Source organism: Rhodococcus sp. 66b (assembly GCF_002076325.1).
Lineage (GTDB): Bacteria > Actinomycetota > Actinomycetes > Mycobacteriales > Mycobacteriaceae > Rhodococcus_F > Rhodococcus_F erythropolis.
Window position 1 is genome coordinate 14,066 of record NZ_MUZB01000022.1, and the last position, 14,711, is coordinate 28,776.

Annotated in this window: 13 protein-coding genes; 8 read left to right on the forward strand and 5 right to left on the reverse strand. The window is 61.4% G+C overall.

Going from position 1 to position 14,711, the window contains the following annotated elements:
- Positions 1-31 precede the first annotated feature (31 nt).
- On the forward strand, positions 32-2,209 hold the full coding sequence (locus B0E55_RS28860) for a glutamine synthetase III family protein (RefSeq protein ID WP_019749120.1): 2,178 nt from the start codon (positions 32-34) through the stop codon (positions 2,207-2,209).
- 82 nt (positions 2,210-2,291) lie between these two features.
- Here the strand turns inward: B0E55_RS28860 and B0E55_RS28865 are convergent, their stop codons facing one another.
- Entirely contained in the window at positions 2,292-3,626 is a 1,335-nt protein-coding gene (locus tag B0E55_RS28865) for a DUF4185 domain-containing protein (protein WP_080910964.1), read from the reverse strand.
- Between the two features lie 271 nt (positions 3,627-3,897).
- On the opposite strand from B0E55_RS28865, the gene gdhA reads away from it, so the two are divergent.
- From gdhA to B0E55_RS32015, 4 genes are all read left to right on the forward strand, one after another.
- Positions 3,898-5,241, forward strand: a complete 1,344-nt coding sequence (gdhA, locus tag B0E55_RS28870; RefSeq protein ID WP_003945368.1) for an NADP-specific glutamate dehydrogenase — start codon at positions 3,898-3,900, stop codon at positions 5,239-5,241.
- A gap of 486 nt (positions 5,242-5,727) precedes the next feature.
- Positions 5,728-6,987: a PucR family transcriptional regulator gene (locus B0E55_RS28875; protein WP_019749122.1), complete on the forward strand. Its 1,260-nt coding sequence runs from the start codon at positions 5,728-5,730 to the stop codon at positions 6,985-6,987.
- Positions 6,988-7,350: 363 nt separating this feature from the next.
- On the forward strand, positions 7,351-7,497 hold the full coding sequence (locus B0E55_RS32010) for a hypothetical protein (protein WP_167333749.1): 147 nt from the start codon (positions 7,351-7,353) through the stop codon (positions 7,495-7,497).
- 244 nt (positions 7,498-7,741) lie between these two features.
- Positions 7,742-7,909: a hypothetical protein gene (locus B0E55_RS32015; RefSeq protein ID WP_003945367.1), complete on the forward strand. Its 168-nt coding sequence runs from the start codon at positions 7,742-7,744 to the stop codon at positions 7,907-7,909.
- A gap of 175 nt (positions 7,910-8,084) precedes the next feature.
- Here the strand turns inward: B0E55_RS32015 and B0E55_RS28880 are convergent, their stop codons facing one another.
- The 3 genes from B0E55_RS28880 to B0E55_RS28890 are packed head-to-tail and all read right to left on the reverse strand — an operon-like array spanning position 8,085 to position 10,685.
- Positions 8,085-8,330: a hypothetical protein gene (locus B0E55_RS28880; protein WP_019749125.1), complete on the reverse strand. Its 246-nt coding sequence runs from the start codon at positions 8,328-8,330 to the stop codon at positions 8,085-8,087.
- 13 nt (positions 8,331-8,343) lie between these two features.
- Positions 8,344-9,516, reverse strand: coding sequence for a fatty acid desaturase family protein (locus B0E55_RS28885; protein ID WP_020908255.1), 1,173 nt, complete (start codon positions 9,514-9,516; stop codon positions 8,344-8,346).
- Positions 9,517-9,551: 35 nt separating this feature from the next.
- Entirely contained in the window at positions 9,552-10,685 is a 1,134-nt protein-coding gene (locus tag B0E55_RS28890) for a ferredoxin reductase (protein ID WP_041815042.1), read from the reverse strand.
- A 168-nt stretch (positions 10,686-10,853) separates the two neighbouring features.
- On the opposite strand from B0E55_RS28890, the gene B0E55_RS28895 reads away from it, so the two are divergent.
- The 3 genes from B0E55_RS28895 (at position 10,854) to B0E55_RS28905 (ending at position 13,321) form a co-directional block, all read left to right on the forward strand.
- A complete protein-coding gene (locus B0E55_RS28895; protein WP_003945327.1) occupies positions 10,854-11,549 on the forward strand; it encodes a TetR family transcriptional regulator in 696 nt (231 codons plus the stop codon).
- A gap of 35 nt (positions 11,550-11,584) precedes the next feature.
- A complete protein-coding gene (locus B0E55_RS28900; RefSeq protein ID WP_003945355.1) occupies positions 11,585-12,424 on the forward strand; it encodes an alpha/beta fold hydrolase in 840 nt (279 codons plus the stop codon).
- A 75-nt stretch (positions 12,425-12,499) separates the two neighbouring features.
- Positions 12,500-13,321, forward strand: a complete 822-nt coding sequence (locus tag B0E55_RS28905) for an acyl-CoA thioesterase (protein ID WP_080910965.1) — start codon at positions 12,500-12,502, stop codon at positions 13,319-13,321.
- Here B0E55_RS28905 and B0E55_RS28910 read toward each other — a convergent pair.
- Positions 13,311-14,672 carry an MFS transporter gene (locus B0E55_RS28910; RefSeq protein ID WP_046378786.1) on the reverse strand — a complete coding sequence of 454 codons (1,362 nt, stop codon included), beginning with the start codon at positions 14,670-14,672 and terminating at the stop codon, positions 13,311-13,313. The two genes, B0E55_RS28905 and B0E55_RS28910, sit on opposite strands and share 11 nt — an antisense overlap.
- Positions 14,673-14,711 lie beyond the last annotated feature (39 nt).

The window sequence follows — 14,711 nt, forward strand, 5'->3', positions numbered from 1 at the left end:
GCAGCCCTGGGCCCGGGCGAGGGGTAAGCACATGAGTGGAAATGCAGTTCGCTTGCAAGCGATCAAGGACGTCGAGGCCTACACACCTCCGGTGGTCAGTTTCACCACCGACGAGACACCCGGCGAGGTGTTCGGTGCCAACGTCTTCAACAAGGTGGTCATGCAGAAGCGACTGCCCAAGCTCGTCTACAAGTCGGTGATGGCGACGATCGAGCAAGGCAAACCGCTTGATCCCATGGTCGCCGATGCGGTCGCGTCGGCGATGAAGGACTGGGCGTTGGAGAAAGGCGCAACCCACTACGCCCACGTCTTCTATCCACTGACCGGGTTGACGGCCGAGAAGCACGACAGCTTCCTCGAGCCGGTCGGCGACGGCAGTGCACTGGCGGAGTTCGCCGGCAAGACCTTGATCCAAGGTGAACCCGACGCCTCGAGTTTCCCGAACGGCGGGCTGCGCAACACATTCGAGGCTCGCGGATACACCGGCTGGGATGTCACGAGCCCGGCCTACGTTCTCGAAAACCCCAACGGCAACACACTGTGTATCCCGACCGTGTTCGTTTCGATGACCGGCGAAGCGCTCGACCACAAGACTCCCCTGCTGCGTTCACAACAGGCAATGGGTTTCCACGCCGAACGAATCCTGAAGTTGTTCGGCCACGACGACCCCGAGCACATCGTGTCGTTCTGCGGTCCCGAGCAGGAGTACTTCCTGATCGATCGACACTTCTTCCTCGCCCGCCCCGACCTCCTCAACGCCGGCCGAACACTCTTCGGCGCAAAGCCGCCCAAGGGCCAGGAGTTCGACGACCACTACTTCGGGGCGATCCCGGAACGTGTGCTCGGATTCATGATGGACACCGAGCGGGAACTGTTCAAACTCGGTATCCCCGCCAAGACACGGCACAACGAGGTTGCCCCCGGCCAGTTCGAAATCGCCCCGATGTTCGAGCGAGGCAACATCGCCGCCGACCACCAGCAGTTGCTGATGACCACCTTCAAGACCATCGCCAAGAAGCACGGCATGGAATGTCTGTTCCACGAGAAGCCGTTCGACGGTGTCAACGGCTCCGGCAAGCACGTCAACTTCTCGCTGGGCAACTCCGAACTCGGCAGTTTGCTTGTCCCCGGCGACAATCCGCATGACAACGCCCAGTTCCTCGTATTCTGCGCCGCAGTCATCCGGGCCGTCCACAAATACGCCGGCCTCCTGCGCGCGTCGGTCGCATCGGCAACCAACGATCACCGTCTCGGTGCCAACGAGGCGCCCCCGGCAATCATCTCGATCTTCCTCGGCGATCAACTGGCCGACGTCTTCGAGCAGATCGCCAAGGGCGCGGCAACATCGTCGAAGGACAAGGGCACCATGATGATCGGAGCCGACACCCTTCCCGTCCTGCCGACCGATCCGGGCGACCGCAACCGCACGAGCCCATTTGCCTTCACCGGCAACCGTTTCGAGTTCCGCGCACCAGGATCGCTGCAAACAGTCAACGGCCCGATGGTCACCATCAACACGATCATGGCCGAGGCCTTGGACTACATGGCCACCGAACTGGAGGCCGCGGTTGCCGACGGCGCGGATTTCGACACCGCCGTCCAGAATCTGCTCACCGAGATCATCACCAACCACGGTGCGGTTGTCTTCAACGGCGACGGTTACTCGGAGAACTGGCAGATCGAGGCCGAGTCTCGCGGCCTGCCGAACCTTCGCACGACGCTGGACGCCCTTCCTGAACTGATCACCGAGTCCTCGATGGAACTCTTCGAGAAGTACAAGGTCTTCAACCACCGAGAGATGCACAGTCGCTACGAGGTCGGACTCGAACAGTACGCACTGAGCATCGGCGTCGAGGCACGCCTGGCCGCCGAAATCGGTACGACGCTGATCCTTCCGGCTGCAGTGCGCCACCAGACGGAAGTTGCGCAGAACTTCGTCGCACTGAAGTCCGCCGGCCTCGAACCGGATTCAGCTCCGCTCGAAGAAGTGTCGGCGCCCGTTGCGGCTCTGCGCACAGCGCTCGCGGCCCTGCGCGCAGCAATCGACACCGACGCCGGCGAGTCGCCATTCGATCAGGCCAAGCACGCACAGGACGCACTCCTGCCCGCCATGGCCGAGGTACGTGCAGCGGCCGACTTCCTCGAAACCATCGTCGCCGACGATCACTGGCCACTCCCGACGTATCAGGAAATGCTCTTCATTCTCTGAGCATCACCGAAATCAACGCTCACAAAACTGTGGCCTGCAACTCGATCGAGTTGCAGGCCACAGTTGTTGAATCTCGCTCGGGCTAGCGGTCTTCCGGCATCGTGACTTCGAGGACGCGAGCCTCACCGGTGGTCGCGGGGTCAGGACGATCGCGCGAATCCGACGACGCCATCTTGAGTCCGTTCAAGTCGGTTCGCATGTAGATGACGTTGTAACGGTCCCACGTGGTGGCGACGAATTCGAGGAACTGTCCGCTCGCCCACGGGTGCATGAATCCGCCGTACAACGCGGGCAACGTGATTCCGCTCAACAGAGTTTGCGTACCGCTCCACGGGCCTTGCGGTTGGTCGGCCTGACGGATCACGAGGTTGCCCTCGGCACTGGTGTACATCGCGACGTACTTGTTCAGGTAGTCGTTCCACTGCACGGCAAGTTCACTGACCGGCGCTTTGATGACCTGCACCGCATCGGTATCTCGCGGACTCCAACCGGAGCCGTCCCAGTATTCGTACGCGCCGAGGTTTCTGATGTCGGCTCCGGCAACTCGCGCCAGGATCGCCTTACCGAAACGGCCTGAGGGAGTTCCGTATTCGTACAGGTAACCATCGCGTCCGTCGACGAAGGCACTCTGCTGGAAGTTGGAATTGATCGGTGATACCGCCGGAATCCCCGGGATACCGAGTCCTTCTGTGTTCGCGCGAACCGTCGCCGGATCGAGCTCCCAGTTCTCGCCGTTGTCCGTGGAGAAAGCCAGAGCCGAATAGTTGGTGGTCCAGGCTCCTGGTTCGTCCCACGACCGAACGGACATGAATCTGATGTACTGCACACCACCGTAAGAGATTCCAGCGGTCGGGATGGTGGTGAACTCGCCCGGAATGCCGAATCCCGGAATGATCTCCTTGGAATGATTGGGGCCGTCCAAAGGAGAACTGTCGATCTTCATCCCGTCGGCAATGGCGGTGTCGTTGCTGCGGAACAACACGTTGCTGCGCCAGTCGTCACCCGGGGTGTCGCAGTCGCCAACCGTATCGCCGAATGCCATCAGTACGTCGTGATCCGGCCCCGAAAGACCGTTGTCCCACATGATTCCGAGGTCGGTTCCCGACACGTTGAACCGCTCGATAGTGTTGTTGGGACTGCCTGGGCCAGTGACCATTTCGATCGCTTTGGTGCGGCCGGTCAGCACCGGCAGAGCACCGTTGGGCGAGCCGGTGATCCACGGCAACGCGTTGGCGAGGGAGCCGGTACCGGCGGAACCACTGCCAAGTGATCCGGTCAGCGAACCGAGCGAACCCGTCATCGATCCGGCGGAACCACTTCCTCCCGACCCACACGGTCCGCCGATCGCCGACGCAGACGGTGCTGCGGCAATCGTCGCGGCAATCGTGACGACGCCTATCGACAACATCGCCGACATGGAGTGTTTTTTTACGCACGTGCAGCCCCTCTGATCATTTCGACTCCCGTTCGGACCACAGGCACAGTGATCCCCGACCGCAGAAGCAAACCATTTGGACTGTGTTAAGAGAGTGAAAGCTGAGCAAATTGTTATAAATCGCCCGTTCAACTGACACAAGTGACAGCTGTGTCCGATTTCACCTTCACAGGACAGTTGTCCGATACAGCAATAAAGGCGCCTAGTATGTAACGGAAATGTAAAAGAGTTCTCACAACGAGGTAGGTGAGCGGTGTCCGTACGTGACCGCGTAGCGCAGATTTACGATCAGGTTTTGGTTCGCAATGCAGGAGAGCCCGAGTTCCATCAGGCCGCCGCAGAGGTCTTCGAGTCTCTTCACGTAGTGCTCGAACGCCACCCCCGCTACGCCGACGCCGGACTCATCGAGCGGCTTTGCGAGCCGGAACGCCAGATCATCTTCCGCGTGCCGTGGACCGACGACCAGGGCAACGTTCACGTCAACCGTGGCTTCCGCGTGCAGTACAACAGTGCACTCGGCCCCTACAAGGGCGGCCTGCGCTTCCACCCCAGCGTCAACCTGGGCATCGTGAAGTTCCTCGGCTTCGAGCAGATCTTCAAGAACTCACTCACCGGCCTGCCCATCGGCGGCGGCAAGGGTGGCTCGGACTTCGATCCCAAGGGCCGCTCCGACGCAGAGGTCATGCGCTTCTGTCAGTCCTTCATGACCGAACTGCAGCGTCACATCGGTGAATACACCGACGTTCCGGCCGGCGACATCGGCGTCGGTGGTCGCGAGATCGGCTACCTGTTCGGTCAGTACAAGCGGCTGACCAACACGTACGAGTCGGGCGTCCTCACCGGCAAGGGCATCACCTGGGGCGGATCGCAGGTTCGCACCGAGGCCACCGGCTACGGCGTCGCGTACTTCGTCGCCGAAATGCTCAAGGCAAAGGGTGAAGGCCTCGAAGGCAAGAACGTCGTGATCTCCGGATCCGGCAATGTCGCCATCTACGCAATCCAGAAGATCCACCAGCTCGGCGGCGTCGCGATCGCCTGCTCGGATTCCTCGGGATACATCGTGGACAAGAAGGGCATCGATCTCGACCTCCTCAAGGAGATCAAGGAAGTTCGCCGCGGCCGCATCAGCGAGTACGCCGACGCAGTTCCGCATGCCGAGTTCATCGCCGATGGCTCCATCTGGGACGTGCCGTGCGACGTCGCACTCCCCTGCGCGACTCAGAACGAGCTCGACGAAGATGCCGCAAAGACCTTGATCGCCAACGGCGTTCAGGCCGTTGCCGAAGGCGCGAACATGCCCACCACCCCCGGTGGCATCCAGCTCTTCCGTGACGCGAACGTAGCCTTCGCGCCCGGCAAGGCGGCCAACGCCGGTGGCGTCGCAACCTCCGCCCTCGAAATGCAGCAGAATGCTTCGCGTGATTCCTGGAGCTTCGAGTACACCGACGAGCGTCTCGCCGGAATCATGCGCGGCATTCACAAGCGCACCATCAACACCGCTGCCGAGTACGGAAAGCCGGGCGACTACGTGCACGGCGCGAACATTGCCGGCTTCGTGAAGGTGGCCGACGCCATGATTTCGCTGGGCGTCATCTAGAGATTTCCGCAATACAGACAGCAGTACAAAAAGGGGTGATTTCACCCTGAACCGGTTCCCGTACATCGGACTGGTCGAATCAATACCTAGGCCTCGAGGGCCCTGGGTCCGCGAGGACCCAGGGCCCTCGAGCTTGATCTGAGCAAATCGCCCGCGACGAGCACCGTGGGCGCCGGCAATGATCCCAGACGGAACTCGTGGTGTCCTCCGAATCCGTTTTCCCCTCTGACGTCGAAAAACACCGTAAGTGGACGATTGTTTAGGTCCGCAGCGCGTGGGGCATATGGACTTATCTTCACATTTGTCCATTTCACAGTTGGACGATCGTTCATGTGGTAGAAATCACAACGCCTGGCGCAATTCGATCCGCAAATTTCAGCGGCGAGTATGCCCCCGAACAAGGCCTCAGCGTGTACCCCGCTTCGTAACGCGCCGAGCCTCCGGGTGCCTGTGCCAGGCGACGCACCTGTCTAGAGGAGGCCACCCATGTCCCCAGCGCTGCTGAACAACCCGGGACCGCTCATGTTGGGAGGCAAGCCCGCCTCCACAGCGGTCAACGACGTCATCCCACTGGCAAGCGATCTCGTAGATCACCTGTCCCGTGCCAACCCGACGTTGACTTCCCTCCAAACGGAGGCAGTTCGTCGGGAACTGATTGCGGTGATCGTGCAGGGGCTCCAAGTGGGGATCCAGCTGCTGGATCACCGCAAACTTCCCACCGACCAAGAGTTGGACGGCATTCACACGATGACCGTCCAACAAGCATTGAAAGGCGTGCCACTCAGCGCGATCCTCAACTTGACCAACGAGGGCATCAGCACTTTCCGCACCCTCATCCTCAGCCGGGCCGACGCCGAGGACTCCGCCAATCTCGGGGATCTCAACGAGTTCTTGTTCGCACTCGCGCAGCGGCTTCACTCGTTCATCTCGATCAGCTATCTCTCGGCTCTTCCAGCTGGCTCCCAACTCGGGGAATACTCCGCCGGCGCTCTCGTGAAAGCCATGCTGGACGGCGACGATCCCACCCAGCTTGCGTTGCAGATGGGCGTTGAACTCGCACCCCGCTATCTCGTCCTGCGGCTCCTGGTGAACCTGCCGCCCATCCGCCCGGGAGCACGCAACGGCAACCACCAGCGCATACAGGCCTACCGTGACCTCTCCGTCGCTCAATCGAAAATCGCGGCCCACTTCGGGTCGGCACTGCTCGAAGCTCCTGCACCGCAACGTGGTCTGGTCCTGATCGAGGGCACACCCGACTGGGGAACAGTGTGCGAGGTCATCCAACGTGCACGCGCAACGGTCGGGGTGGAGATCACAGCAATCGCCGAGAACGCCGCGGTACGAGATATCGCCGCCGCCCAAGCAACCACTCACGAATTGGCGCAACTCGTGCGGCGCCTGAGACTGCCGGCGCGGTCGTACCGAATGGAAGACCTCGCGCTCGAGTATCAACTCACTCGGGGTGGCGCAGGCCGCGACAGCTTGATCAATCTTCTAAGGCCACTCGACGGCAATCCGGAACTGCTGCAGACATTGTCCATACACCTCGCCAACGGCCAGCATCGTCAGCGCACCGCGTCGGCGCTCGGCCTGCACACCAACACCGTCGACAATCGAATCAAGCGCATCGCAACCCTGACCGGATTGGATCCGGCCCTGCCCTCTGAACTGCTCAAACTGCGCGCTGCCATGATCTCTCTGACTTTCGCAAGCACTGATGTGGACAATCGTCCAGCGAAAATGTGAACACTCACATCCTCGCTATTAGCTGTCCACGTGTGGCGCCTGGACCCCACTTTTCCGCTCCGAACCGGGCTATAAAAGTGTGGTGCGAATCACCGCGCAAACCAGTAACAATTAAGGGGAAACACATGATCAACGGCCAGGATAACGCTCTCCTCGGTGCCTTCTTCGACACCATCCTGCAGCTCTTCAACGCGGGCAGCACCGGCACGGGCTCGACGGATGGCGGCGGCGTCTCCTAGGACGAATCTCGGGCCCTGTGCGAGAGAATCTCTCGCACAGGGCCCGCTCCAAGCCGCCTGACACTGTGATGGCGGTGACCACGGTGACCACCACGTCGCCACCGCTGAAACCAGGAGCAAGCACATGATCGCCGCACCAACCACAGGCGCTTTGGCCGTCGTCATGAACACCGTCCTACAGATGTTCAACGCCGGCAGCAGTTTCCTCTACACCAACAACTCTCCGATTGGCGGCGGCGGCGGCGAAACTCCCACGACGCCTGCTCCCTGATCGACTTACCCGCTCGCATCACAAAGTCGCGGCACAGACAGGAACCACCGTGATAAACCAGCACACCCTGGGCAGCCTGGTCATCGACTTCGGCTCACTCTCCCGAGCACTCGGCTTCGGCAACGGCTCTATCGTGTCGCTCGGCAGCACCGGAAGTGGCTGAAACAGCCCGCCTGACCACGTCGACGAACCCGTCGCCGCTCACCTTGCTCACCACATTTCGAAACAGAAAGCAGGTCCCCCTGTGCCTACAATTCCGCTCACCGGCGACCCCATCGTCATCAACATCATCGTCCAGCTACTGAGCGCGGGTAGCAGCAATGCGCTCGCATTGGGCGGGGTCGGTAGCAGCGGTCTCGGCAGCACCGGGCTCGGCAGCTTCGACTCGGCGAGCCTCGGAAGCGCTGCTTAGGGCCTCACTTGTGATCGGTGTTCGATCCGCGTCTTCGGCCGCCGAAACAGTCCACGAAACCCACGTTGCCCTCCGTCATCTGTGACGGAGGGCAACGTGGTCGTTCAGGCGAAACGGCTCGCGGTTGGGCGATCCGGCCGTCGGCCTTACTGTCTCGGCGATCGAAGAGTTGGAATCAACGCCAATCTTCCGGTGGATCGGTCTCGTCGTGCTCGATGGTCACGGACTCCGAACGATCGTCAGCCGCAGCCTTTTTCGCTGCTTCACGCATCTCGATTCCGTCGGACACCCAGTCACCGATCTCGCGCGTCACGTCTCGAACAGCCCCGGCGATGATCATCGCGATGGAGCCCACGTGGTTGGCTGCACTTTCGGTCAGTTCCTGGACCGTGTCCTTGCGGCGTTCGAATTTCCCGACCATCAGTGTGTGCCTCTCAGGCTGCAGTTCGCTGGCGCTCGACGATAACACCGGGAGGGGTCTTCGACTTGACCAAACCGGGCGGAAGAGCGAGCTTGAAGATCTTGCCCCATACCGAACCGATCTGCTTGAAGAACCCACCGGTGTTGTACGGCAAACCGTACTTCCCACACAATTCTTTCACCTGGGGAGCGAGTTCCGGATAACGATGCGCAGGCAGGTCCGGGAACAGGTGGTGCTCGATCTGGTGCGAGAGGTTGCCGGACATGATGTGGAAGAGCGGGCTTCCCTCGATGTTGGCGCTGCCGAGCATCTGACGCACGTACCACTGACCACGAGTCTCGTCGGCCGTCTCGTCCTCGGTGAAGCTCTGTACGCCGGTGGGGAAATGGCCACAGAAGATGATCGAGTACGTCCACACGTTTCGGACCAGGTTGGCGGTGACGTTCCCCGCGAGAGTGGTCACGAACAGCGGCCCCGTCAGAACCGGGAAGATGACGTAGTCCTTGAGGACCTGCTTGCCCGCCTTGTTCCACCAGCCCTTCAGAAGCGGCTTGACGTCGTGCCACTTGCGTTTGCCCTGGATGACGTTCTCGATCTCGAGATCGTGCATCATCACACCCCACTCGAAGAGCATCATCAAGGCAAAGGCCCAGACCGGATTACCGAGGTAATAGGGGTTCCACTTCTGCGCGTCGTCGATACGCAGGATGCCGTATCCGATGTCACGGTCTTTGCCGAGAATATTGGTGTACGTGTGATGCATGTAGTTGTGCGAGTGGCGCCACTGGTCGGCCGGGCACACCGTATCCCATTCGAAGACTTCGGAATTGAGCCCGGGTTCCCGCATCCAGTCATATTGACCGTGCATGACGTTGTGGCCGATCTCCATGTTGTCGAGAATCTTCGACACACTCAGCGCACCGACTGCCGCGAGCCACACCGGCGGTAGGAATCCGAGGTACATCAAGCCGCGACCTGCGACCTCGAACCCGCGCTGAGCCTTGATGATCTTGTAGATGTACTCCCGGTCTTCGGCCCCAAGCGAAGCGACGGTGCGATCACGCAAGGCGTCCAACTCGCGGCCGATCTCCTCGACCTGCTCGTACGTCAGGACGACGGGAGCGTCGTCCTTCGCATCGGAACCGTTGCCGAGGAACGGGAGGGTGGGAAGTGAAAGTCCAAACATGTCGGTCTCCAGACAGTCGTGTGGAAAATGGGACTTCAGATGTCGACGGTGACGTCGCCGACGGGAGCGCTGACGCACAGCTGGATCTTCTTGTCCGGCTCGTCGTCTGTCTCACCGGTGCGCACGTTTCGGGTACGACCCGCCTTCTTGACGGAGGTGCAGGAGAAGCAGATTCCCATCCGGCATCCGTATTCGGGATTGAGGCCCGCAGCTTCTGCTTGTTCGAGAAGTGTTTCGCCGGAGTTCTCGGCCGCCACCCCACTTTTGGTGAATGACACCTCGCCGCCGGCCTCACCCGGCTCGGCCACCGCCGGCGCGAACTCCTCGGTATTGAGCAAGTGCTCGACGTCGACCTCACGGAACACCTCACGCACTCCCCGCATCAGACCGGGAGGCCCGCAGAGATAAGCCTGGGCGTCGATCGTGTCCGGATCGGCGATCCACGGAGCCACGGCGTCGAGGTGCCCGCGATCGAAGAAACCTTCGAGGTCACCTCCACCGCTTTCGGTGTACACGAGTACCAGTTTCACGTTCGGGTTCTGCTCGGCGATGGTCTTCAGCGCGCGCGTGTATGCCACGTCGGCATCGGTGTTCGCGTAATGCACGAACACGATCTCGCCCGAGTGCTCCTCCTCCACCAGCGTCCGAAGCATCGACATGACCGGGGTGATTCCACTGCCGCCACTGATCAACAACACCCGACGCGGGCGGTCGACGGGAAGGGAGAACACACCGTCTGCCTGCGAGAGGCTGACAACGAGTCCGGGCGCCGCGTTGGCGTACAGATACTGCGACACCAGGCCACCGGGATGCGCTTTCACGGTGAGCTCGATCAGCCCGCTGCGCGTAGACGCGCCGCCGGCCGGCGAGTAGCAGCGAGTGTGACGAACACCGTCGATCACCACGCCCAACTGCACGAACTGGCCCGCCTGAAAACCGCGCCACTGGCGAGTCGGGCGCAGCGTCAGAGTGACGGAGTCAGCGGTCGGATGGTCGACGGCGACAACCTGCGCGCGGATGTCACGAACGGTCGCCATCGGGTTGACCAACTCGAGGTACCGATCGATCTGATGTGGAGCAGCCATGGCTTCGATCAGTCCCACCAAGGACAGTCCGCGCCGAGGTGTGGACTTCGGTGTCGTGTTCTCAGGAGCAGATGCGATTGTCATGACCCTCCTCGTACTTCGGTTGCCGGGTGTATCGATTGCTGGGCTAGCTTCCCCCGACGGCGTGAATTCAGTGTACAAATGTTCACCGAAGATAGTGTGACAGGTGCACACAAGTACATGTCAACAAGAATGTGATCCGAGTTACACGAGTTGCCGAAAGGAGCCGGAATGCCTGTACCTACACTCGACGTCGTGACGAAGGCCGGACCGGTGAACCCAGAGCGCAGGGAACCCGACAACAGGGAACCGGAAAGTCGTGCCGCAAAGAAGGAACGCACACGCCAAGCGCTCCTGGACACTGCCATGGACCTCTCGGCCGATCGCGGCTTCGCCGGAATCAGCTTGCGAGAGGTAGCCAGGGAAGCCGGGATCGTTCCGACGGCGTTCTACCGCCACTTCGCTTCACTGGAGGACGTCGGTGTCGTCCTCGTCGAAGAGAGCATGCGCATGTTGCGCCAGATGCTGCGCGACGCAAGGCGTAATCCCAGCACCAAGGACGCCGCTACGTCACTGGGCATCCTTGTGCGACAAGTGCATACACACGAGCGACAGTTTCGGTTCCTCTGCCGCGAACGCTACAGCGGCGTCAGTGAGGTACGACGTGCGATAGCCACTGAAATGCGGTTGTTCGTCAGCGAACTGACCATCGACCTCTCCAGAATTGCCGGACTGGAAAGCTGGTCGTCGGACGATCTGGAAATGGCTGCCGACCTGATCGTCTCGACGATGTTCAGCGCTGTCGTCGAACTGCTGGACGCCGGGACGGCCGGGTATCGCGACGAAGCCGCCGTCATCACACGAGCCGAGAAGCAACTGCGAGTCATCATGCTCGGAATGGCCACCTGGAATCCACCTCGAAACTGACCTCGGGTTCACCTTTTCGACGTACGGTGAGAGTCATGTCTTCCACGAGTACATACGAAATCCCCGTTGGCGACCTCACCTTCGACGTACTGATCTCGGGCCCGGACGACGGCATTCCGCTGGTAGCGCTGCACGGCTTCCCGGAGAGCGCCGCATCCTGGGGCAAGGTCACACCACTGCTCACCGCGGCGGGATACCGTGTGATCGCACCGAATCAGCGCGGATACTCCGCCGGCGCGCGCCCCGAAGGGGTGGATGCCTACAAGATCGAGCATCTGGTAGCCGACGTCGTCGGATTGCTCGACGCACTCGGCCTGTCCGACGCGCATCTGGTCGGCCACGACTGGGGTTCGGCGGTCGCCTGGCAGGTCGCCGGTCGCCATCCGAACCGGATCCGCAGCCTGACAGCCATCTCGGTCCCCCACCCCACCGCCTTCGGTTGGGCACTCCGCGAGGACGAGGACCAGAAGCAACGCTCGTCGTACATCGGACTTCTCCGACAGGAGGGCAAAGCCGAGGAAGTGTTGTCGGAGGACAACTTCCGCCGGCTGCGCGCCATGTTCGACGGCCAGATCGATCCTGAATTCGCCGACGAGCACATTCGTGTCCTGAGCGGGGAGGGCGCGCTCACCGGCGCCTTGAACTGGTACCGCGCGATGACTCGCGACTTCGGCGACATCGATCGCACCACCGTGCCGACCACGTATGTCTGGAGCACCGGCGACACAGCGCTCGGCCGCGCAGGCGCAGAACGCTGTGGTGAATTCGTGGACGCTCCCTACGAGTTCGTCGTGCTCGACGGCGGAAGTCACTGGATTCCGGAGGAGCGAGCCGAAGAGTTGGCCGAGGCAATCCTCGCACGTGCAGGATCCTGATCGTCGCGACGAATTCGGCTCTATGTATGTTGTCATACATAGAGCCGAATTGATTCCACCACCAGGAGTTCTGCGATGACCGAGACCGTTGCACCACCCCATCCGTTCGACACCGCTGTCGGATTGACGCCACTCACGGCCGGCTTGTCGACCGGCGAAACCAATCCGGCGTACAACAACATGGTCGGGCCGTTCGGCGGCGTCACCGCTGCCACATTGCTCGAATCTGTACTGAAGCACCCCGAACGCCTCGGCGATCCGCTGTCGTTGACCGTCAACTTTGCCGGTCCGATCTCCGAGGGCGCCTTCGAGATCTCCGCCCGGCCGGTGCGTACCAACCGCTCGACGCAGCACTGGTCCATCGAACTGTCTCAGGACGGAACCGTCGCCACTACCGCGACGGCTGTGTTCGGTACCAGGCGTGAAACCTGGTCGTCTACCGAGATCACGATGCCGGAAGTTCCGTCGGCCGAAAACGTTGCGCTGCTGCCGTTCCCCGAGTTCATCGCCTGGGCACAGAACTACGAGATGCGCTTTGTCGAAGGTGCGATCCCCGATCTGGAGTCGGGCGAGCACCCCGACTCGACCACGACGCTCTGGGTGCGAGATCAGCCGGCACGCGCTCTCGACTTCACGTCGCTGACCGCACTGTGTGATGTCTTCTTCCCACGAGTCTTCTTGCGCCGAGGCAAGATGGCTCCGGCCGGAACGGTCTCGATGACCATCTACTTCCACGCCGACGCTCAGACGCTGACCGCACAGGCAGACAATTCCGTGCTGGGAACGGCGCGGACCCAACGGTTCGGAAACGGATACTTCGATCAGTCGGCCGAAATTTGGGGCAGTGACGGCGCATTGCTCGCTACGACACACCAGTTGGTCTACTTCAAGGATTGACGGGGATCGCACTGTCCCCTTCCGGCGCCTTCACCATCGACAATGCGGCAAGGCCGACGCCGAGAACCACCAGCAGTCCGATGATGCCGGCACGGTCTGCACCGAAGAGCCAAGCGAACAGGCCGAACAGTGTCGGCGCCAAGAACGACACTGCTCGGCCTGTGGTCGCATACAGGCCGAACATCTGACCTTCACGCCCAGGCGGGGTGATGCGTGCCAAGAAGGTTCGTGCCGAAGACTGAGCGGGCCCGACGAACAGGCAGAGGGCGAGACCGAAGATCCAGAACATCACCGGCCCGGACACCGCGATCAATATCGCGCCGACCACGATCATCGACGCCAGCGAGACGGTGATGACCTGTTTGGGTCCGATCCGATCGTCGAAGCGTCCGGCCACCAATGCACCGATTGCGGAAATCACGTTGGCGGCAACACCGAACAGCAGGACGTCGGCCGCACTGATTCCGTAGACGTTGACAGCCAACACGGCTCCGAAGGTGAACACACCCGCCAGACCGTCACGAAAGAGTGCGCTCGCGATCAGGTACCAGATCGTGCGCCTGTCGACGTTCCAGAGTTCGCGCAGATCGCGCCACAACACCCGATAGGAGTCGAGGAACCCGGCCTTGGACGCTCCCGGATCGACCGCGGGGCTGGGCAACTCGGGAACCTTGAAGAACACCGGAATCGCGAAGACCGCGAACCACACTGCAGCCAGCAGTGCCACCATCCGGATGTTCATGCCGCCGTCGGTGGTCAATCCCAGGAATCCCCGAGTGTCGCCGTCGCCGACGATGAACCCGAAGTAGCACAGCAACAGCAGCACGATTCCGCCGAAATATCCCATGGCCCAGCCGAAGCCGGAGACTCGTCCCAGATTCTCCGGTGTCGACACCTGCCGCATCATGGCGTTGTACGGAACGCCGGCCAGTTCGAAAATCACCGAACCGATTGCGAGCAGAACCAATCCGAGCCACAGGTAGCGGTAGTTGTCTTCGACGAAATAGAGACCCGCCATCGAGAGCACGGTGATGCCGGTGAGTATCGCGAGCGAGAGTTTGCGTTTACCCGACGCATCGAAACGCTGTCCGGTGATCGGGGCGAGTATCGCGATGAAGAAGCCGGCGATCCCGAGAGCCCAACTGAGCCACGTAGTTGCCGAAATCGTGCCGGGCAGGTCGTCGCCGACCGCGTCGGTGAGATAGACCGAGAAGACGAACGTGAGGATCACGGCATTGAATGCTGCCGATCCCCAATCCCACAGCCCCCACGCGAACACTTGACTCTTCGTGGCCGCACCACCGATGCCTGCGGGTGGCTCGGCCTGCATGCTCGTGGACTCGGCGCTCATACGGCGAAGCCTAACTGCGCGCGGGCGACTCGGCGCCTC